Here is a 17,001-nt window from a genome sequence, read left to right as displayed (position 1 = left end):
AGTATATAAAGTACTTGGCCGCCCAAGCTGTTAACTAAGGTACAAAACACCGTCGATAAACGTCCTAGAACCGGTCTGTCGTCCCCTTTCAGAGCCGGTAGGTCGGCCCGTCGTCGGTGTCCTGCACCTCGACGCCGAGCGCTTCCAGTTCGTCCCGGAGTTCGTCGGCGCGTTCGTAGTTACCGGCCTCTCGCTCCTGCTCGCGGATGTCCAGAACCAGATCGACCACGTCGCCGGCAAGCGACACGTCGCCGCTGTCGTCGTCGCCGAACGCCAGCCCGAGGATGCCGCCGCCGAGTTCCTCGAACGTCTCGACAGCGCGGCGGAGCCCCTGGTAGTCCCGTTGCTCGTGGGCATCCAGGTGGGAGTTCACTGCGGCCGTCAGGTCGAGCAGCGCGGTCATCGCCTCCCGCGTGTTGAAGTCGTCGTTCATCGCGGCCTCGAACGCCGAGCGGGCGTCTGCGACAGCGTCACGAAGCGTCTCGTCGGTTACCTTCGCGTAGGCGTCCACGCTGTCGCAGGCCTCGGCCGCTCGCTCGTAGCCGCGAGAGAGGCGGTCCCAGCGCTCTTCAGCCTCCGAGATGGTCTCGTCGCTGTAGGTCGCCCGCGAGGTGTAGGCCGTCGACAGCAGGAAGGTCCGAAGCACGTCGGAGCCGAACTCCTCGACGGCATCGGCGACGGTGAAGTAGTTGCCAAGCGAGGAGGACATCTTCTCCTCCTCGGTTTCAAGCAGGCGGACGTGGAGCCAGTACTTCGCGAACTGCTTTCCGGTCGCGGCCTCGCTCTGGGCCACCTCGTTCTCGTGGTGGGGGAAGACGAGATCCTGCCCGCCGACGTGGATGTCGATAGACTCGTCGAGGTGGGTCATGGACATCGCCGAGCACTCGATGTGCCAGCCGGGTCGCCCCTCGCCCCATGGGGAGTCCCAGGTTTGTGCTGTCTGGCAGGCCTCTTCGGCGGGTGCGGCCTCGGGGTGCTGATGTTCGGCGATGTCCTCCGGGTCGACGCCGCCGGCCTTCCAGAGCGCGAAGTCGGCCGGGTGGCGTTTCTCCCCTTCGGTGTCTTCGCCCTGGGACTCGATGTCGTCGACGGACTGGTTCGAGAGCTTGCCGTAGTCCTCGAAGCTGGTCACGTCGAAGTAGACAGAGCCGTTGGCTTCGTAGGCGTGGCCCTGCTCGATGAGTCGCTCAACGAGGTCGATAATCTCCGGGACGTGTTCGGAGACGCGGGGGTACACCTCCGCGCGGCCGAGGTTGAGCGAGCGCATATCGTCGATGACCTGCCCGACGTAGTGGCGGGCCACGCTCTCCTCGCTGTCGCCGTCCTCGCCGACGCGGGCGACGATCTTCTCGTTGACGTCGGTGAAGTTCTCGACGTGGTGGACGTCATAGCCCAGGTGGTCGAGCCATCGGGCCATCACGTCGACATGGACCCAGCCGCGCGCGTGCCCGAGGTGGGGTGGGTCGGAGGTCGTCAACCCACAGTAGTACAACAGCACGGAGTCGGGGTCGCGCGGCTCGAAGGGCTCTTTCTCACCGGTCAACGTGTTCGTCACACGAAGCGTCATTATCGGGGCAAACTGGGGCCGCCCGCTTTAAGCCGTCGGAAGGCGGCTCACCCCTGTACAGTCGCTTCGACCACTCGGAGCGCGTCCGGTCCCGCGCGGCGGCTCACTACCACGACGAGCGCGTCGTCGGTGACGCCGGCGGCCTCGGTCGAGATACCGGTCGCTCGCAGGCGTCCCAGCACCTCGGCCAGCGCCGCCGCCGAGAGGTCACCGGTGGCGACGATGCCAGTCAGCGACCCGGCGCCATCGGCGAAGGCGGCGTCGCCGACTGTGAGGACGGCGGCCGACTCAGCATCGGGGGACTCGACCCGGCCAAGCCCGCTCTGCATCGAGACCCTGGCGTCGCTGTCGTGTGGCGGGTCGGTGGGCAGTTCCTCGGCGAACCGACGGAGCGCAGTCGCGACAGCTTCCTCCTCGCCGTCGATGTCGAGCGTACGTGCGGCGGCCGTGTAGTTGACGATGCCCGCCCGGAGTGCGTCGTAGAGAAACGGCCGCTCGCGGACGGCATCCCTGGTCGCGGCTGCGAGTGACATTGGCGTCGGCCACGGGCGGCGTGGGCAAAAGTCGTTCTATCAGGCGCGAGCGAACGCGGTTCCACGGGGCCGCTCGCTACCGAGGGGCCTCGCCGTCCTGTGATGAACGGTAAACGGGCGCGCTGGACCCGCAGAACTTCGGGACCACTCCCAGCGACTGAGAACAGTCATAGGGGATTGTGCCACAGGAAGCCGTCTCTCTACATGAGGGAAGGACAATGGCTATTGCACAACGCGAACGGCAAGTGTTCGGACAGCCCCTGGAACCGGCGGAACGAGTCATCGGTGGCATCGTCGTCGCTGCTGGCGCGCTGGGACACGCCGCACTGCTGGCAGCCGCTGGGGTGTTGTTCTACGTCCTCCTGTTCGGGCTGTGACCGAGTGGAATCGGTCGGCAAGTACACACTTTCGGCGCTCAACGTTGAACAGCCTGCCGGCTATCCGGGCAGGCCAACGAAGGCCCTAAGGACGGCTCGCACCAACCGGTGGATATGGACGAAGCGCTCGTTATCGCGGCCCACGGCTCTCACCTGAACGCCGAGTCGAGTACGCCCACCTACGACCACGCGGACACGATTCGGGCGACCGGCGCGTTTAGCGAGGTCCGTGAATCCTTTTGGAAGGAGGAACCGTCGTTCCGGGAGGCGCTGCGGACCGTCGGCGCCGACGAGGTGTATCTGGTTCCGCTGTTCATCTCGGAGGGCTACTTCACCGAGCAAGTCATCCCCCGAGAGTTCCGCCTGGAGGACTGGGACCCCGAGCTGTGGGACTCCGACGGGACGAGCGCGACCAACGCGACGCTGGCCGCCGAGGACACGGACCAGACGGTCCACTACTGCGGCCCGGTCGGGACACACGACTCGATGAGCGACGTCATCGTCCAGCGGGCCGAGTCCGTCACCGGTGACCCCGACGTCGGCGACGGGTTCGGACTCGCAGTCGTCGGCCACGGCACGGAGCGCAACGAGAACTCCGCGAAGGCCATCCAGTACCACGCTGACCGCATCCGCGAGCGGGACCGCTTTGATGAGGTGCAGTCGCTGTTCATGGACGAGGACCCCGAGGTCGATGATGTCGCGGACTACTTCGAGAGCGACGACATTGTCGTCGTGCCGCTGTTCATCGCCGACGGCTTCCACACCCAGGAGGATATCCCCGAGGACATGGGCCTGACCGACGACTACCGGACGGGCTACGACGTGCCGACCACCGTCGAGGGCCACGACATCTGGTACGCCGGCGCGGTCGGGACGGAGCCGCTAATGGCTGACGTGGTGCTCGAACGGGCCGCCGACGCGGGGGCCGATGTGAGCAGCGCCATCGAGCAGGTGCGTGAGGAGACTGGCGGGGGCACCACGGCCGCTGGGGACTAGCGGTAGCGAGCGACGATTGCTTCGGTCCCCGAGTGGACTATGATGTCCTCGGTAACTGCGTAGAGAAAACTGAAGTCGAGACGAGGCTCGTGCCAGCGGAGAGTGCCGTCGGTCCCAAACTGAAACAGCCCGTGGTGCTTCGTGTTGAGAAACACTGACGCGCCGTCTGGGGCCGGGACCGCGCCCGTTGCCCCGAGATCTATCTCGAATTCGCTTCGCCCTCGTTCCATGGCCGCCAACCGCTCATCATTGAACCGCCACAGTTCTTCGCCATCGGCGGTGGCAATCGCTATCAGGGCGTGACGCTCCGGAATGTAGACGATTTCGCCGTCACGGCTGAACCGCAACGGTCCATCCGGAATAGTGGTGCCCTTGTTCACCCAGCGGGGTGTCCCCGAGTCGCGGTTGAACGCCCGGAGGAATTCCGAGCGGGCGTAAACCGTGTCACCGCGCACGTGCGGCCGGCCGTTGAGGCTCCGCTGTAGGGGCTGGTCCCACAGAACCGAACCATCCGGGGCGTACACGTCGAGTTGGGACTCCTCGCTGGTCCCCCAGTCGACAGCGAGGCTGCCGTGTCCCGCACCGACTGTCGGCAGGTCGCTCTTGGATGGGTCAGTGGGGACCGGAAGCGACTTCGACCACCGCTCTGCGCCGCTCTCGCCGTCGAAGGCAACGATGCGTCCGCCGTCGGTCCCGACGTACACACGGCCGTCAGCAGCGGCGACACTGGCTACTGGGTGGTCGACGGTTTCCGTCCAGGCTCGTCCGTCGCCGGCCACCGCGACGACGTGGCTGGCTTCCGTTCCAACGTATAGGTGGGCTCCGTCGCTGGCCCAGTCCGTAGCTACGCCCTTGAACTCGAAGCGACCCAATCTGGTCCCATCAGCGAGTGTGTATCGAGCAACAGCGCCTACCGGGTAGTCGTCAACGAAGCGCGTCGCATCGAACGTCACTTCGAACAGCGTCCCGTCAACCAACGTGACCAGCCGGCCGCCGTCGTCGGCGGTTTCCCACTTCTTATCGCCCGGGCCGGGGCGATAGCCACACCCGGCGAGCGACCCGACAACGCCGGTCAGGCCCGTAAGAACCGTTCGGCGGCTGTACTCCGTCACGTCGGTCCCTCCGTGGTCATCGCCTCCAGTCGTTCGATGCGGGCCTCGGTTGGCGGATGGGTCTGGGGGAACACGTCGTTGGCAACGAAATCAGGCGCGTCTTTGAACTGTGTCTCGTCGATGGGTGCGATATAGAGCGCGTCGAGACCACCGTCTTGCGCCCGGAGGTCGTGGTCCGGGGCCGCCGCCATCTCGTCATCGATGGTCGCCAGCGCGCTGGCGAGCGCCGCAGGGTCGCCGGTGATAGCGACGGCCCCGCGGTCTGCGGCGTACTCGCGGTACCGCGAGAGCACGCGAAACAGCGTGAAACTGGCGAGCCAGAACACGGCTGAGACAGCGAGCGTCAGTAAGGCACTGACTGTCAAAATAAAGATGCCGAGTAGGAGGCCCCGGGCGCTGTCGCTATCGGTGTGTCGGAAGCCGGTGAAAGCACCGGGGATGGCCTGAAGAAGCCCGAGGGTGCTGGCTGCGAGGCTGTAGGTTAGCGTCGGGAGCACGTAGGAAAGCGACATCACGGTGGCGTCGCGGTTCTTGATGTGAGCGAGTTCGTGGGCGATGACGGCGTCGCGCTCGTCGTCGTCGAGTGCGTCGAGCAGTCCGGTCGTGAGCACCAGCGTGGCGCTGTCGGGACTCCGGCCAACAGTGAATGCGTTCGGCGCGTCGCTGTCTGCAATGGCGACTGCCGGTGCCGGAAGGTTCACTGATTGCGCTAGCCGTGTCACGTTTTCAACCAGACCGGGTTCGTCGTCGGGGCCCACGGGGCGAGCGTCCAGCGCCCGCAGGGCGATGGTGTCGCCAACGGCCAACTGCGCGGCGAACCCGACCACGACGCCGCCAGCGACCAGCCACGGCTCGATGTAGAACTCGCCGGCCAGCACCCAGTCGGTGGCTAGCTTCGCCAGCCATATTCCGGCCGTGTTCACGAGTGCAAGGCCTGCGTAGACGAACCCCACCGGGAGGAGTCCCACAAGGACGACAGCAGTCGCCATTCGGACCTGTAACCCCCGGTCAGTCGGCCAGTCCACAGCGTCCACCTCCGGACACGGACCGCCCCCACCAAGATGTCATAAATCATCTACGATTCTTGTAAAATATAATTTTGCCGAATTTGGAACTATCTCCACTCCGATTGCCGGAACAGGCGACTTTTCCCGGTGCGACACCTACGGCGGCGGTATGGACGACACCCATGTCGAGGCGTTCGCCGAGGCAGCGTCGGACGGTATCGCGTTCGACGGTATCGAGGCAGCGGTCGAGGGTGGACGCTACGCCGTCGAGACGACAGCGGAAGCAGAGAGTACGAGTATCGCGGACCTCGATGGCCTGGCCGCGTCGTACCCCGAGTACATCTCGAACTGGTACTTCTGGCACGCAAAAGCGCCTCAGGCGGAGCCTCGCTGGGCGTATCTCCGGTGGCTCGAAAACGCTGAGTCGACGCCGATTCCGGACCGATACGACCAGTTACGAGAGGGGCTGACGACGACGTGGGGTGAGCTCTCGATTACCGTGACACTGGACGAGGACGACGAGCGGGTGTACGACCTCCGCCACGTAGACGACACGGGGACAGACGCCGATTCGCTGGACGCGTACGACGACCCACTGGACGCCCGTACCCTCGCCAAACACGACGACCGTGACCGCTACCGCCCGCTGAAAACAGCCCCCACTCTCCAGTCAGGCTGGGTGTTTCCCGAACTCGGACCGACGGAGCTAGTCCAGGCGGTGGACTTCTTCTATCCGGCCACGATTTCGAACTGGCACCGTGAGCGCGAGGGCGAGTTGGACGTGAGCCACTGGCGCGACACCGTCGACCGCCAGACCGGGATTTACGGCGTCGTCAAGACCTGGGACCGCGGCGACGGCTACGAACACGTCAACTGGGTCGCCGAGGCTTGCTGTGACGATTCCCAGTGTCTCAAGCGCCGGGAGTGGCAGTACGACGACGAAACGGAACTTGACGTCGACGGTGGGTCGGGGAAATTCCCCTGCCGTGAACCCTGTTCCCTCGTCATCGCTGGCGCACGCAAGTGGACGAAACTCGAAGGCGAGCAGTCCCAGACCTACGAGTTCGAACTCACGCCAAGCGAGAAAGAACAGTTGGAAGCCATCATTGATGCTGTCGCCGACGGCGAGGCAGACGACATCCGCGAGGCGGACATCTACGAGGGAGCCAACCGGTACCGCGCACGGTTCCTGCGGGCGAAGCTGTTCGACGACGAGGAGAACCTCGGCGGCGTCGAGACGGAACAGTAAGCCCTGTCAGGACGAGCGAACGGCGACGGACAGGAGTCCCAACAGGATTGTGACTGCGAGGACTGCGACAGCGGTCAACAGCAGGCTCTCGGTGAGTACCAGCGTGATGAGACCCGCAATCAGGACCGTGAAACCGCCAGCCGCCAGTATCGGTCCCGCGGACAGGTCTTCGAGACCGGGTTCCGATTCCGGGGCCGGTTTCGGCTGTGGTTTCGACAGCTCGTCGTCGACGATGACCGGTTCGTTCTCGGTCCCGCCTTCCGGGATGTAGATGTCGATGTACCGGGTCTCGGCGCCGTACCCCGTCACGACCTTTAGCTTGCCGCGGACCGGACCGTCACCGTCGACAGTTATCCTGACCAGTCGGTCGGTCTCGGCCCGTACGTGGTGGTTCGTGGCGTCGAGCGATGCGACGGAGGAAAGCGAGTCGTCGAGGTGGAGATGGACGTGCAGGGCCTCGCCGTGATTGACTAGTCGTACGTCGAAACTCCCTGTCGCGTCGAACTCGTTTGGAACCTCCAGACTGTGGATGTCCGTCCGGTTGAGGTGCACGGGCAGGGAGTCAGGCACGGACGTGACTCCGCGGGGCGAGGAAAAAAAGGTTCAGGCCGGTGCCTCGTCGCGCATATCCGGCGGGAGCAGGTTCGGAATGCCGTCCTCGATGGGGAACGTCTCGCTGCACTCGGTACAGACGAGTTCGCCCGCCAGGATCTCGTCGTCATCGCGCTCTGTCACTTCGAGGTCGAGGTCGTGCTTGTCCAGAGGGCAGCAAATAATTTCCATCAAGTCCTCTTTCATACATTCGACCAAGACCGGCGGTCGCAAAAGTCTGCCGCTCTCCCAGTGAGTGCTACCACGTCGCTGGGCAAACACAAGTGAGCGTTCAAACGTCGAACCCGACAGGAAGGCCAGTTAAAACGGCTGTTCGCGGACGATGGTTTCGCCGCGACCGGGGCCGACGCCGATGGCGTAGGCCGGCGTGTCGAGTTCGGATTCGATGTATTCGACGTAGCCCTTCGCGTTCTCGGGGAGTGCGTCGTACCCCCCGTCGGCGGCGTCCGCCCAGTCGACCTCGGGCCAGCCGTCGAAGGACTTGAAGTTGGCTTCACAGCGCTTCCACTGCTCGGTCGTCGCGGGCATCGACGCCAGTTCCTCGCCGTCGAGCGTGTACGTGTGACCGACTTTCACTTCATCGAGGCCGGCGAGCACGTCGAGGTGGTTGATGGCGATGCCGGTGAAGCCGGATACGCGCGTGGAGTGGCGCAACATCGGCAGGTCGAGCCAACCGACACGTCGCGGGCGGCCGGTAACGGTCCCGTACTCGCCGCCTTCCTCGCGGATGTAGTTCGCCAGCTCCTCGTTCTCGCCTTCGCCTTGCTCGTCGTAGCCGGGTGTGTCGCCGACGACGCCGCCGAGTTCGGTCGGCAGCGGGCCACTTCCGACACGGGTGAGGTATGCCTTCACGATCCCGATGACTTCGCCGTCGCCGACGACACCGGGACTGAGTCCGGTCCCGGTCGCCGCGCCGCCGGCCGTCGGGTTCGATGACGTGACGTAGGGGTAGTTCCCGTGGTCGATGTCGATGATTGTCCCCTGTGCGCCCTCCAGCATGACGTTCTGGCCCTCGTCGATGGTCGCGCTGAGGAAGGCCCCAGCGTTGACGGTCATGTCCTCGGCCTCGAAGCGACGGCCGAACTCGCGGAACTCCTCGAAGATGGCGTCCACGTCGAAGGCGTCCGGATCGTCAAGCTCGTCGACATCGAGGTCGTACACGTCCTCGACGACGGCCCGCTTCTGCGGAACGACGTATTCGAGGCGCTCCCGGAGCACGTCCGGGTCGAGCAGGTCGCCGACGCGGACGCCGCGCCGGCCGGCCTTGTCCTCGTAGGTCGGGCCGATACCGCGGCCCGTTGTCCCGACTTCGTCATCCGTTTCGCTTTTTAGTTCCTCCTCGATACCGTCGAGCACGCGGTGGAACGGGAGAATGACGTGTGCTCGTTCGGCGATGCGAACGTCCGGGTCGAGGCCGCGTTCCTGGAGCGTGTCTATCTCGTCGAACAGCGTTCGCGGATTGACGACGCACCCGTTGCCGAGGACGCCGACCTTGCCGCGGATGGCTCCGCTCGGAACCAGCGAGAGCTTGTACTCCTCGCCCTCGTGGACGACGGTGTGGCCGGCGTTGTCGCCGCCCTGATAGCGCGCGACGACGTCCACGTCGTCGCCGTACAGGTCGACGATGCCGCCCTTCCCTTCGTCGCCGAGCTGTGAGCCGACGATGGTTACGGTCATCGCACGCACCTTCCATCCACCGTGATAAACAGATTACGGTCCGGAAATCACGCTCGTGAGCAGTACCCATGTGAACCGTTACGACGGTTTTAAGACACCCCTGTTCGAACGTATCAACGTTGTAGCGATTATCCGAGGGAGAACCTTTAAATACCGCAAACACAAGTTAACAATTGCCATGATAGACAGGCTTGAAAAGGAAGTTGACATGCTGGAGCGCCACTTGCAGGTGCTTCGCATGGTTATCGAGAACGAGCCTATCGGTATCGTGAAGATGTCCAACGAAACCGGCTACCCGCACCACAAGGTGCGGTACTCCCTGCGCGTTCTCGAAGAGGAGAACCTCATCGAGCCCTCCAGCCAGGGTGCGATCACGACCGAACAGACCGGTGAGTTCGTCGACGACTTAGACGAGAAGGTCGACGAAATCATCGACAAGCTCGAAGGTATGAAGATCGAAGACGCGGCCGAAATCGAAGGCTAAGCTTCTTTCTCAGAGTTCCGGGACCGCCAGGTGGAACTCCTGGTTTCTCGCTTCTAACAGACAGAGGTGAAAGCCCTCCTTGCGCGAGAGGTTCACGAAGCTCTTCCGCTTATCGCGGTTGAACAGCCCACTGGAAGTGGCTTCTTCGGCGGTTTCGAGCGCCCCCGGCTCGAAGAAGCTGCTCGTGACGAGAAACGCCGACGCAAGCGATCCGGAGGCGTTGCCGACCCGCTCGGCGTTCCGGATGAGGTCCGACATCTGGCCCTCGGAGGCCGGCTCACGCGAGTCGTTGATGTTGGCGACGACCAGCGGGTTCCCCATCCGGTCGCGGACGACGACGTCGAACCGCTCCTGCGAGCGGTTCTCCTGGCCGTCCTCCGTGTAGGTCACCGTGACGTTGCCGTTCAGTTCGGCGCGGTCGATAGCCGGAAGGCCCTCGTAGAGGTCCTTCATCGCTCCCGCGTGGCCGGTGTCCCGAATCTCGTAGAGGAGGTTCCGGATGAGCCAGTTGACGAAGCGGTACTGGATGCTGTCCTCGAGGAACTCCTCGAAGGGCGTCCCGTTGACCGTGGCGCCCTCGGCCTCGAACTGCGTGTGGTACTCCAGCCTGAGGTTCGCCTCGACTTCCTCGCGACTCGCCTCGCCGTCCTTGGCTTCCTCCAGCGTCGCTTTGCCCTTCGAGTCGTACCTGACGAAGAGGTTCGTCCCGTTTATCGCCTCGCCGACGCTGAGCCGGGTGCCACCCGCAGCGGTGTCGTCCTGCTCGTCGAGTTGCTCCTCCAGCCGGTCGATCTCGGCCCGTGCGTCGGCTAGCTCCGACTCCAGGCGGTCGCGCTCGTCCCGGAGTTCCTGGTTCGTGGCTTCCAGATCTGTGAGTTCGGATTCGAGTTCCGACACCGTCTCGGCCCGCTGTTCCAGTTCGGACTCCAGTTCCGCGACGCGCTCCTGCTCGTGCGGTGTCGGCTCTTCGTCGGCAGGCGACTGGCGCTGGTCCTCTGTCGAAGGCTGGGCCTTGGGCGTCTCGGCCGGCTGTGGGTCTTTCGCAGGTGTGCTACGGCTCTCCTGTGCCGGTGCTGGTCCCTGTACACTGGATTCGGTCGACGGTGCCGAGTCGTCCTGTGCTGGCTGGTCACGTCGCGGCGTCGATGCCTGTTGCCCACCTTTCGGTGGCGTCTGGGTGGGGGACACGCTGGTTGTCATGCTTTCCCGAGCACCCCCGGATTTGTTCGGGTCCAGCGACGGGACCGAGCGCGTCTCCAGGTCCGTGGTTGACCCGCCAGAACCGGCGTCCGGCGTCGACGTTGCCGCTCCAGTCCCGGTTTGTGCCTTGGACGGCCGTGACTCGGTGCTCTGGTTCGGTTTCGAGTCGGTCGGTTCGGCGCGACGGTCCGTCGAAGCCGTCTGGTCGCTCTGTGCCGGGGCGTTCCGAGCACTCGCCTGCTGGGATTCCTGCGTTTGTGACGGGTCCGTCGCCGGGCGATTCGGTTCGGTCTCCTCGGCAGTCTCACGCACTCTGGTCTCCCGTTCGACGGCGTCGTTGTTCGGTTCCGTCCGTGTCGCGGTGTCAGTATCTGTCGCCGCCCGATCGGTCGCTCCGCTGTCTGACCGGCTGTCCGCATTCGGCTTCTCGTCCACGCTCGATTGCTCGTCCGACTCGGAACTGCGGCGGGACCGGCCCGGAGTCGCACCGGCGGCTTTCGACCCCGGCGGGCCGCTGCTTGCAGGGCCGCGGTCCGGTGTCGACTCTGCTGCGGTCTGGGCCTGTTCAGCCTCGTCGGTTCCACCGGCTTCGGTATCTCCGACGGGGTCCGGGGATGGGTCCGCCAGTTCATCGCTGGCGTCGTCCTGTGGTGTCGGTTCGTCCGGTGCTGCCGTCTCTGTCGGCGTGCTATCCACCGCACCCTCGTCGGTGGGTACGTCGGCGACAGCCGTCTCGTCACCAGCGTCGAGCGGATCGACGCCGGCGGCCGCCGGGTCCGCTGACTGCTCGTCCGCCGCGGATTCCGGCGGTTCCGGAATCTCGATCGGCTCGATGTCGACCGGCATGACCTCGTAGATGCCGACCTCGTCGTTGGCCGTCTCGAACGCCTCGTCGTCGGTGATGAGATTGTCTGAGTTCCCGACCCACGCCACGCTCATCGAGCGGCCCTGGTGGTAGACAGTGTAGTAGTCCCCCGAGAGGACGTTCTCTGAAAGTTCGATAAAGCCCGTAAAGTTGCCGCTCGACAGGGTCTGATCGACGTCTGCAAGCGCGGTGTCTTCGGTGTAGTACTGCGCTTTCACCTCGTCGGCCCGCTCCTGCATCACTGCAAGCAGGGGCAAGGCCTCGTGGGGCGATCGCTTGGCTGTTCCCGACGCGTCCTCGAAGTCCTCGATAGTGCCGTCGAGGACGCCGACGACGGTCCCGTTCAACATGAACAGGCGCGTCGGACCCGTGATGACCGCGCCGGAGAACTCCTGCCCGGCGAGGTCTTGCAGGCCCGCGAACCCGCCGTCGAACGGAACCGACTCCCAGCCGTCGATCCGTTCGACCGTGCGTGTACTCATTACTCCCACCAAGCCGGATGGCAGACAAATAGTTTGTGCCCACGGGCGCGGTCCGATGGACATATGTCGATTCGAGTGTAAGTGCGTGTATGGCAGAGGAGCCGGGACTAAGCGACCAGTATCCGACTGCGAGCCCGTGGCCGCTGTTCGTCGCACTGGGATTAGCACTGTCAGAGATCGGCGTGTTCGTCGGACTCTTTCCGGTAGCCGTCTTCGGACTGATACTGTTCGGCGGCAGTATCGCCGGTATCCTCACGGAGTCCGGGTACGTGGAACGGCCGTGGCCGACCCTGCTGGGCGTGGGAGTGGTTCTTATCGTCCTCGCCGCCGCGTTTGCGCTCTGGCAGGTCCCGGTCGCCGATATCGCGCTCTCGAACGTCGGGACCGGGCCACTCCTCACTCGGCTGGTGGCCGTCGCCGCGGCGGGCACCGTGATGATCGCGATGGGTGGCGTCGCCTCGATAATGGAACAGACCGCGGCCTGAGACGGGTACCCGCCCGGTTCGGAAACCAACACTCTATTTACCGACCTGTTCTAACGGACAGGCATGGCACTGTTCGGGTTCGAAAAAGACACCCTGCTCGACCTCACTGTGAACGTTATCCCGCTCGGGATCCTCCTCTTCTTCATCGTCGCGTTCGCCGCGTTCCCGGCATTCGGAACGGATCCCGTCTTCTCCGGAATGCAGTTCGCACTGATCATCTCGATGTTCCTGCTGCTCGCTGTCCTGACCTACTACGCGGGGAAGGCCGTCGAGAACGCTGAGAAGGAGAGCGGCGAACTCGGCCACGAAGACTGATCTGACAGTTCCAGACAAACCGTTTCGAAGGCCGACCGCGGTCGCCACCGGATGACAGTGCGAGGTGGTCCCTCCTTTCTGCGGTTTCACCGCCGGATGGAAGCCGTGTTTTATGATCGTTGCTGCAGGAATCGACCCTTTGATAATGTCCCAGTCCTGAAGGACGACTATGGTAGCAGGAGATATTGTGCTGACGGGGCTGATGGCCGTCCTCCTCGTCGGCGTCGCCGCGCTTCTCACCCGTGTCGAGAACTGGCGTTCGTATACGCCGCTCGCGGGTGGCGGGGCCGTCACGGGTGACGAGGCAGCGGTCATCAACCGTGAGAAACCCGCAGGTATCATTCGCTGGCTAACAACCGTCGACCACAAAGACATCGGTCTGTTGTACGGGGTGTACGCGGTCATCGCATTCGCCGTGGGCGGCATCATGGCGATGCTCATCCGCCTCCAGCTCGTCACGCCCGCCGGGGCCATCCTCGGCAACAACGCCTACAACTCCATCCTGACGAGTCACGGCATCACGATGCTGTTCCTGTTCGGGACGCCCATCATCGCGGCGTTCGCGAACTACTTCATCCCCCTGCTCATCGGGGCTGACGACATGGCGTTCCCGCGTATCAACGCCATCGCGTTCTGGCTGCTTCCGCCGGCGGCCCTGCTTATCTGGGCCGGATTCTTCCTCGCGCCGGTAACCGAGAACATGATCGAGCCGGCTCGTACGGCTTGGACGATGTACACGCCGCTGTCGGTCGAGCAGGCGAACCCCGGCGTCGACCTGATGCTGCTGGGACTGCACCTCTCGGGCGTTGCAGCGACGATGGGGGCGATCAACTTCATCGCGACCATCTTCACGGAGCGCAACGAGGAGGTCAACTGGGCGAACCTCGACATCTTCTCGTGGACGATCCTCACCCAGTCCGCGCTCATCCTGTTCGCGTTCCCGCTGCTGGGGAGCGCCATCGTCATGCTCCTCCTGGACCGGAACCTCTCGACGACGTTCTTCGCCGTCGAGGGTGGCGGCCCGCTGCTGTGGCAGCACCTGTTCTGGTTCTTCGGCCACCCCGAGGTGTACATCCTCGTCCTGCCGCCGATGGGACTGGTCAGCCTCATCCTGCCGAAGTTCTCCGGCCGAAAACTGTTCGGCTTCAAGTTCGTCGTCTACTCGACGCTCGCCATCGGGGTCCTCTCCTTTGGCGTCTGGGCCCACCACATGTTCTCGACGGGTATGGACCCGCGGCTCCGGGCCTCATTCATGGCTGTCTCGTTGGCTATCGCGATACCGAGCGCAGTCAAGACGTTCAACTGGATCACGACGATGTGGAACGGCCGCCTGCGCCTGACGACGCCGATGCTGTTCTGTATCGGCTTCGTCTCGAACTTCATCATCGGCGGTGTTACGGGCGTGTTCCTCGCCTCCATTCCCGTCGACCTGATTCTGCACGACACCTACTACGTCGTCGGACACTTCCACTACATCGTGATGGGTGCCATCGGCTTCGCGGCCTTCGCCGGCATCTACTACTGGTTCCCGATATTCACCGGGCGGATGTACCAGCGCACGCTCGGGAAGGCGCACTTCTGGTTCTCGATGGTCGGGACCAACATCACGTTCTTCGCGATGCTCGCGCTCGGCTATCTGGGGATGCCGCGCCGGTACGCCACCTACCAGTTTGATGGCGCTATCGCGCCGCTGACGCAGGTCAGCACCTTCCACCAGGCGGCGACGGTGGGCGCACTCATCCTGTTCATCGGCCAGCTGTTCTTCGTCTGGAACATCGTCCAGTCCTGGCTCGAAGGCCCGAAAGTCGAGGACGGCGACCCGTGGAACCTCGAACGCGACGGCATGCTAGACCGTGAGTTCCAGTGGTTCGACGAGCAACTCGAAGCCGAAGCACCGGAGAAGGACCCGTCGCTGCTCGCTGACGGCGGCCAGGAAGAACAAGACGACTCGTAAGCGGCCGAATTCTGTTTTCGTCTACTTTTTGTCGTTCGCAGCCACGCCCGAACTGACAGTGCCTGTTAGCTCGCGCCGGAGACGAGTACCATGGCCGTCACGAACATCATGAGCGCGATTCCGGTCAGGACGAGAAACAACAGTTCCTTCTGTGACATAGGATAGCTACGGCGTGGAAGTGAAAAAGGCTAATCGTCTTCGAGCCGTTGTTCACACATGAGCGAGCCAGCCGAGGCCAGGTCCGGGCAGCAAATCGTCCTTCGTCTGTACGTTGCTATTGTCGTTCTCGCGGGTGTAATGGGATTCGTTCTTGGCAGTATCCGACCGGAGGACCTCGAACCCGAACTGTTCGGTGTGATTGCGCTGCCGCCAACGCCGTTCGGCGTCGCTATCTACGGGTTCGTTACCATCGGCATCGTCCTCGGCGTGTTGCTTGGCCTCGTCGTGTACGTCTCCGAGCGAATCGACGACGCGGCCAGTTCCTGAGTGTCCGTTGCTGCAGTATATCTGGCCGTGTGAACCAGTTCCTCGTACCGCTGTGTACGCTTCAGCTTTCTGATAGCCTGATTCCGTTAGTTTATTTTAAGCCGACAGAAAATCGGCTGCTAGTCGCCTGCTTGACGACAAGCCGGTGTCTCGCCGCCCTCCCTACAGATGCGCCCCGAATTTCCCCTCCGTCAGTGGTTGGTCCGCAGGATCGCTATCGACCGACGTGCGCTCGCAGCGTTCAGAGCGGCGCTCGGGCTGTGTCTCCTCGCCGACATCACTCTGCGGTGGTCGGACATCGTTGCGTTCTACACCGATAGCGGCGCGCTCCCGCGCTCGACACTGGCTGAACTGTATCCGGTTCTGGGAGACGTGTCGCCGCTCGCTTTCTCGGGGGCCGTCTGGCTCCCGCTGGTGGCCCTCGGACTGACGGCGCTCGCAGGACTGGCGCTGGTGGTCGGCTACCACCCTCGCCTGAGCGCGGGCGTCGCGTTCGTCCTGCTCGTATCGATACAGCTCCGGAACCCTGTCGTCCTCAACGCCGGCGATACGCTGTTTCGCCGGCTGCTGTTCTGGAGTCTCCTGCTCCCGCTCGGCTGTGCCTGGGAAGATGGGCCGCCGGACTCCGCCTCGACACGGGTCGCCACCGCCGGCACTGCAGGAATCCTTCTCCAAGTGCTTGCCGTGTACGTGACGAACGGCCTCATGAAGCTTCGTGGTACGTACTGGCACCAAGGGACTGCGGTGCAGTACGCGTTCCAGCTCGACCACCTCACTGTCCGGCTTGGTGACGTGGTTGCGGGCTGGGACCCGGTGCTGGTCCTGGGGAACTGGCTCTGGCTCGCTTTGCTCGTTGGGTCCCCGTTGTTGCTCATCTGGACCGGATGGTATCGGACGGCACTGGTCGCGGCGTTCGTCACCGCACACGTCTGTATGGCGTTCTCGTTTCGCCTGGGTGTGTTTCCGCTCGTCTCGATTCTCGGGCTGGTCCTATTTTTGCCGACGCCGTTTTGGGACGCGCTCGCAGACCGCTGGCCCGACGCAATCGAAGCGTTGCGCCCGCGGTGGCCGGATTCAACGACAGGTCCGCCACAGATCTGGTTCCCTACGACGACGCGCTCGGTAGCGACGCTCGGTATCGTCGCGATTATGATTCTCAACGCCGTCGCGGTCGGCTTTGTCACCGCACCAACGGGCACGCCGGACAGAATCGAGGACCGGAGCTGGAATATGTTCGCGCCAGACCCGCCACAGGAAACGTGGTGGTACGCGGCCCCGGCACCCCTGGAGTCCGGGAATCGGGTCGACGCGCTTACCGGGGAGCCGGTCACTCTCTCCCGGCCGCCAGAGGTGTCAGACCGGTTTCCGAACCAGCGCTGGAAGAAGTTCCTCGGGACAGCCCGTCACGAACCCAGTCTTCGACAGTCGCTCGCAACGTATCTGTGTTCCCGGTGGAATCAAGGCCACGACGACGCGATGGAACGCGTGGAGTTGATTGTCCTGACCGAGTCGACCAACCTGAACGGGTCCGAATCTGTCGACCAGGAACGGCTCGGGTCGTATCAGTGTGCCTGATGCGGGTGATGATGGAAGTTGGTTG

General features: G+C 63.9%; 17 protein-coding genes. 9 read left to right on the top strand and 8 right to left on the bottom strand.

Annotated elements, in window-relative coordinates:
* Nucleotides 1–88 precede the first annotated feature (88 nt).
* Complete coding sequence (gene cysS, locus HAH_RS09135) at nucleotides 89–1,567, bottom strand: cysteine--tRNA ligase (RefSeq protein WP_014040666.1); 1,479 nt, start codon at nucleotides 1,565–1,567, stop codon at nucleotides 89–91.
* A gap of 47 nt (nucleotides 1,568–1,614) precedes the next feature.
* Nucleotides 1,615–2,100 carry a DUF7523 family protein gene (locus HAH_RS09130; protein WP_014040665.1) on the bottom strand — a complete coding sequence of 162 codons (486 nt, stop codon included), beginning with the start codon at nucleotides 2,098–2,100 and terminating at the stop codon, nucleotides 1,615–1,617.
* A gap of 218 nt (nucleotides 2,101–2,318) precedes the next feature.
* Between HAH_RS09130 and HAH_RS19940 the strand changes: the two genes are divergently transcribed.
* Both HAH_RS19940 and HAH_RS09125 read left to right on the top strand, forming a co-directional pair.
* Nucleotides 2,319–2,477, top strand: coding sequence for a hypothetical protein (locus HAH_RS19940; RefSeq protein ID WP_023843316.1), 159 nt, complete (start codon nucleotides 2,319–2,321; stop codon nucleotides 2,475–2,477).
* A gap of 114 nt (nucleotides 2,478–2,591) precedes the next feature.
* Nucleotides 2,592–3,473 (top strand): CbiX/SirB N-terminal domain-containing protein, encoded by an 882-nt coding sequence (locus tag HAH_RS09125; RefSeq protein WP_014040663.1) that lies wholly within the window; start codon nucleotides 2,592–2,594, stop codon nucleotides 3,471–3,473.
* Here HAH_RS09125 and HAH_RS09120 read toward each other — a convergent pair.
* Together HAH_RS09120 and HAH_RS09115 are read right to left on the bottom strand one after the other, a co-directional pair.
* A complete protein-coding gene (locus HAH_RS09120) occupies nucleotides 3,470–4,585 on the bottom strand; it encodes an outer membrane protein assembly factor BamB family protein (RefSeq protein WP_014040662.1) in 1,116 nt (371 codons plus the stop codon). The genes HAH_RS09125 and HAH_RS09120 overlap by 4 nt on opposite strands.
* Entirely contained in the window at nucleotides 4,582–5,574 is a 993-nt protein-coding gene (locus HAH_RS09115) for a M48 family metalloprotease (RefSeq protein WP_014040661.1), read from the bottom strand. Before HAH_RS09115 ends, HAH_RS09120 begins: the two co-directional genes overlap by 4 nt.
* A gap of 187 nt (nucleotides 5,575–5,761) precedes the next feature.
* On the opposite strand from HAH_RS09115, the gene HAH_RS09110 reads away from it, so the two are divergent.
* Nucleotides 5,762–6,841, top strand: a complete 1,080-nt coding sequence (locus HAH_RS09110; protein ID WP_004956723.1) for a DR2241 family protein — start codon at nucleotides 5,762–5,764, stop codon at nucleotides 6,839–6,841.
* Nucleotides 6,842–6,847: 6 nt separating this feature from the next.
* Here HAH_RS09110 and HAH_RS09105 read toward each other — a convergent pair whose 3' ends face one another.
* From HAH_RS09105 to HAH_RS09095, 3 genes are all read right to left on the bottom strand, one after another.
* Nucleotides 6,848–7,411, bottom strand: coding sequence for a DUF7524 family protein (locus HAH_RS09105; protein WP_023843314.1), 564 nt, complete (start codon nucleotides 7,409–7,411; stop codon nucleotides 6,848–6,850).
* Nucleotides 7,412–7,444: 33 nt separating this feature from the next.
* Nucleotides 7,445–7,639: a methytransferase partner Trm112 gene (locus HAH_RS09100; protein WP_014040659.1), complete on the bottom strand. Its 195-nt coding sequence runs from the start codon at nucleotides 7,637–7,639 to the stop codon at nucleotides 7,445–7,447.
* Between the two features lie 114 nt (nucleotides 7,640–7,753).
* Complete coding sequence (locus HAH_RS09095) at nucleotides 7,754–9,130, bottom strand: adenylosuccinate synthase (protein WP_044951897.1); 1,377 nt, start codon at nucleotides 9,128–9,130, stop codon at nucleotides 7,754–7,756.
* Between the two features lie 178 nt (nucleotides 9,131–9,308).
* On the opposite strand from HAH_RS09095, the gene HAH_RS09090 reads away from it, so the two are divergent.
* Nucleotides 9,309–9,614, top strand: coding sequence for a hypothetical protein (locus HAH_RS09090; protein ID WP_004516266.1), 306 nt, complete (start codon nucleotides 9,309–9,311; stop codon nucleotides 9,612–9,614).
* 9 nt (nucleotides 9,615–9,623) lie between these two features.
* Here HAH_RS09090 and HAH_RS09085 read toward each other — a convergent pair whose 3' ends face one another.
* Nucleotides 9,624–12,161 carry a DUF7527 domain-containing protein gene (locus HAH_RS09085; protein ID WP_014040657.1) on the bottom strand — a complete coding sequence of 846 codons (2,538 nt, stop codon included), beginning with the start codon at nucleotides 12,159–12,161 and terminating at the stop codon, nucleotides 9,624–9,626.
* Nucleotides 12,162–12,250: 89 nt separating this feature from the next.
* Between HAH_RS09085 and HAH_RS09080 the strand changes: the two genes are divergently transcribed.
* The 5 genes from HAH_RS09080 to HAH_RS09060 all read left to right on the top strand — a co-directional run bounded on the left by HAH_RS09080 (nucleotide 12,251) and on the right by HAH_RS09060 (nucleotide 16,976).
* The gene (locus HAH_RS09080; RefSeq protein WP_014040656.1) at nucleotides 12,251–12,646 is read left to right on the top strand and encodes a DUF7541 family protein; all 396 of its coding nucleotides are present in this window, start codon (nucleotides 12,251–12,253) and stop codon (nucleotides 12,644–12,646) included.
* A 63-nt stretch (nucleotides 12,647–12,709) separates the two neighbouring features.
* Nucleotides 12,710–12,961 (top strand): DUF6684 family protein, encoded by a 252-nt coding sequence (locus HAH_RS09075; protein WP_008313331.1) that lies wholly within the window; start codon nucleotides 12,710–12,712, stop codon nucleotides 12,959–12,961.
* A 169-nt stretch (nucleotides 12,962–13,130) separates the two neighbouring features.
* Nucleotides 13,131–14,915 (top strand): cytochrome c oxidase subunit I, encoded by a 1,785-nt coding sequence (locus HAH_RS09070; protein ID WP_014040655.1) that lies wholly within the window; start codon nucleotides 13,131–13,133, stop codon nucleotides 14,913–14,915.
* A gap of 216 nt (nucleotides 14,916–15,131) precedes the next feature.
* Nucleotides 15,132–15,401 (top strand): DUF7520 family protein, encoded by a 270-nt coding sequence (locus tag HAH_RS09065; RefSeq protein WP_023843313.1) that lies wholly within the window; start codon nucleotides 15,132–15,134, stop codon nucleotides 15,399–15,401.
* A 198-nt stretch (nucleotides 15,402–15,599) separates the two neighbouring features.
* Nucleotides 15,600–16,976, top strand: a complete 1,377-nt coding sequence (locus tag HAH_RS09060) for an HTTM domain-containing protein (RefSeq protein WP_014040653.1) — start codon at nucleotides 15,600–15,602, stop codon at nucleotides 16,974–16,976.
* Nucleotides 16,977–17,001 lie beyond the last annotated feature (25 nt).

The organism is Haloarcula hispanica ATCC 33960, from assembly GCF_000223905.1.
Lineage (GTDB): Archaea > Halobacteriota > Halobacteria > Halobacteriales > Haloarculaceae > Haloarcula > Haloarcula hispanica.
The sequence above is the reverse complement of the archived record's forward strand: the minus strand, read 5'-3'. Positions and strand labels throughout refer to the sequence as shown.

Bases quoted from the DNA above. Each gene is read 5' to 3' on its own strand.
- cysS (WP_014040666.1), bottom strand. From the start codon at position 1,567: ATGACGCTTCGTGTGACGAACACGTTGACCGGTGAGAAAGAGCCCTTC.
- HAH_RS09130 (WP_014040665.1), bottom strand. From the start codon at position 2,100: ATGTCACTCGCAGCCGCGACCAGGGATGCCGTCCGCGAGCGGCCGTTT.
- HAH_RS19940 (WP_023843316.1), top strand. From the start codon at position 2,319: ATGGCTATTGCACAACGCGAACGGCAAGTGTTCGGACAGCCCCTGGAA.
- HAH_RS09125 (WP_014040663.1), top strand. From the start codon at position 2,592: ATGGACGAAGCGCTCGTTATCGCGGCCCACGGCTCTCACCTGAACGCC.
- HAH_RS09115 (WP_014040661.1), bottom strand. From the start codon at position 5,574: ATGGCGACTGCTGTCGTCCTTGTGGGACTCCTCCCGGTGGGGTTCGTC.
- HAH_RS09110 (WP_004956723.1), top strand. From the start codon at position 5,762: ATGGACGACACCCATGTCGAGGCGTTCGCCGAGGCAGCGTCGGACGGT.
- HAH_RS09100 (WP_014040659.1), bottom strand. From the start codon at position 7,639: ATGAAAGAGGACTTGATGGAAATTATTTGCTGCCCTCTGGACAAGCAC.
- HAH_RS09095 (WP_044951897.1), bottom strand. From the start codon at position 9,130: ATGACCGTAACCATCGTCGGCTCACAGCTCGGCGACGAAGGGAAGGGC.
- HAH_RS09090 (WP_004516266.1), top strand. From the start codon at position 9,309: ATGATAGACAGGCTTGAAAAGGAAGTTGACATGCTGGAGCGCCACTTG.
- HAH_RS09085 (WP_014040657.1), bottom strand. From the start codon at position 12,161: ATGAGTACACGCACGGTCGAACGGATCGACGGCTGGGAGTCGGTTCCG.
- HAH_RS09080 (WP_014040656.1), top strand. From the start codon at position 12,251: ATGGCAGAGGAGCCGGGACTAAGCGACCAGTATCCGACTGCGAGCCCG.
- HAH_RS09075 (WP_008313331.1), top strand. From the start codon at position 12,710: ATGGCACTGTTCGGGTTCGAAAAAGACACCCTGCTCGACCTCACTGTG.
- HAH_RS09070 (WP_014040655.1), top strand. From the start codon at position 13,131: ATGGTAGCAGGAGATATTGTGCTGACGGGGCTGATGGCCGTCCTCCTC.
- HAH_RS09065 (WP_023843313.1), top strand. From the start codon at position 15,132: ATGAGCGAGCCAGCCGAGGCCAGGTCCGGGCAGCAAATCGTCCTTCGT.